The sequence below is a fragment of the Bacteroides sp. AM16-24 genome (genome assembly GCF_003471885.1).
GTDB lineage: Bacteria > Bacteroidota > Bacteroidia > Bacteroidales > Bacteroidaceae > Bacteroides.
The window spans coordinates 416-2,699 of the sequence record NZ_QRKI01000044.1 but is presented as its reverse complement, the minus strand read 5'-3'; the positions used below and the strand labels follow the sequence as shown (position 1 = coordinate 2,699).

The following is a 2,284-nucleotide window of genomic DNA, read 5'->3' as shown; positions in this document are numbered from 1 at the left end:
GTCGGCATATTGTGTGCCGTGGGCATGCACGGGCAGTCGTCCGGTGTGCCCAGTCTGCCGCAACTGGTCACTCCCTCGCCCAAGGCGACTATGATAGACCGTTTCGGATATTATCCTACCAACCTGTATACGGGGCTGGTGGATATCACAATCCCCATTCATACCATTGAGGTGAAGGGTATCAAGATTCCCATAGAGTTTAAATATCATGCCTCGGGGCTGAAGTATGACGATCTGCCGATGGAGGTAGGATACGGCTGGACGCTGATGGCGGGCGGGACGGTGAGCTACAGTGCGAGGGGAGCGGGGCTTTATCCCCCCAATGGTATTTCCAGATCACCCTTCATGAAACGAGAGACCGATATCGTCAAAAATGATAAGACGGGAGCTCCCGATTCTGACCAACTACATTTGGAATATGCCTTGAATGGGAGCAAAAGCAAATATGATCATGCAGATTATTACTGCGATTCAGAGTATGACATGTACAATTACTCTTTCCCAGGGCATAGCGGCCAGTATTACCTATTGTCTGACGGTACATATTTCACCGTGCCCTCCACTACCGCTCGCCTTGACCTGGCTTATAACCCTGTGGCCCGTGACGAATATGGAAACGACTATATTTTCGAAGTACAAGATACGGATACATACGGCCGGAATTTTACCAGTTACCTAAGCCGGATTGTATCAGCTGATAGAAAAGATACCATAAATTTTGTCTACGACCAGATTCTTTTGGGGTCACCGGATAAAGTGAAGCGCCCTGTCATTGATAATACCTACATCGTGAAATATGATACCAATTCAGGTAGTGCAACCTATCAGTATGGAGGGACGTTGGGTATTTTCTATAAGGAATTTAATACTCCCATCCTGAAAGAGATAAATTACAGAGGTGGAAAAGTGGCATTTTTATATTCAGCCACTTCTAAACGTTCGCTGGAGAAAATAGAAATAAGAAACCAACAGAATGTAATTGTACAATCTGTCACTCTCGACAAAACAAACCAGTCGTATCTGAATGCCGTGAATTTCCGGGGGAAAGATAATAAGAATGCTTACTCGTATCGATTTGAGTACAATGGCAGCAAACCGGAGGATGCTTTGCCTATAGTGGATTATTGGGGATACTACACAGGATTCTCTACTTCATCCGGACTGTATGTACCGAACTTCTCTATATCCGTGATGGGAAGCGACTATAGGATTCCGGGAATGGACCGAAGCCCCAATGAAACAGGAATGTCCAAAGGTATCCTGAAGAAGGTGGTTTATCCTACCCAAGGTTATTCTTTGTTCACATACGAAGGACATCGTGCTGATAACAAACTTTACGGCGGGCTACGTATAAAAGAAGTGAAGAATTACGACAGCAACAACAATTTGCTTGAGACCAAGTGGTATAAGTACGGGCAGAAAGAAGATGGTAACGGACGAGCCGTACAACCTGTAAATTCCAATGATTATGTCGCTTCCTCTTTGCAGGTTGAGTCCATTTATGGGGGCAGTTCCGGTTCTGGCCCGTCGGTAGGCACACTCACCTACATCCAGGCATACGATGCATTCCCTAAACGTAGTTATTATACCCTGGGAAGTACAGTGGTGTATCCGTATGTTACAGAATATACAGGCTCGTCTACAGGCTCCTATGGAAAGACTGAATACTACTACACGGATTATTCGGATGAATATGTAGGGACTATACGTGGAAATGCATCGGAGTTGCCCCGGCGGTCCAATGCATGGAAATGTGGAAAGTTGATTAGTAAGACAGTAAAAGACAGTAGCGGGAAAACCGTATATTCACTGCATAATAGTTACGAGGCAATAAATAGTGAAGAGTATTTGAATCTGAAAGTATTGCCTTATGCTCAAATTACCGGTAGCGAAGGCTCGTCTATAGAAGAACGCTTCACTAATTATAGCGCATTTTCATCCGTCATTGACGGCTCCCTTCACGATTATTATCATTATTACATCAGTAGTGGCGATTATGCCGTCAAAGAATCTGAGGAAAGAGTGAATGGAGTGGCTAAAACCATTCAATACCAATACAATGAATATGGACAGGTGACGGAAGAAACCATGATTGATTCTGAAAACAACAAGCTGATTACCAGGTATAAATATGCCCAGAGCACCTCGCCTTCTAATAGTGTATATGCTGCCATGTACAGGGAGAATATGATCGGTCCGGTACTTGAGAAGGAAGAGTACAAGGGCGCCATGTTGCTGGATAAAACTGTAAACGAGTATAAAAACTGGGGAGATTTTATCGCCT

Annotated in this window: 1 protein-coding gene; it reads left to right on the top strand. The window is 44.4% G+C overall.

The window, feature by feature from the left end; all coding sequences use genetic code 11:
* Nucleotides 1-2,284, top strand: a 2,284-nt coding sequence (locus tag DW182_RS22220) for a hypothetical protein (RefSeq protein WP_199678653.1), incomplete at both ends; no start/stop codon positions are given.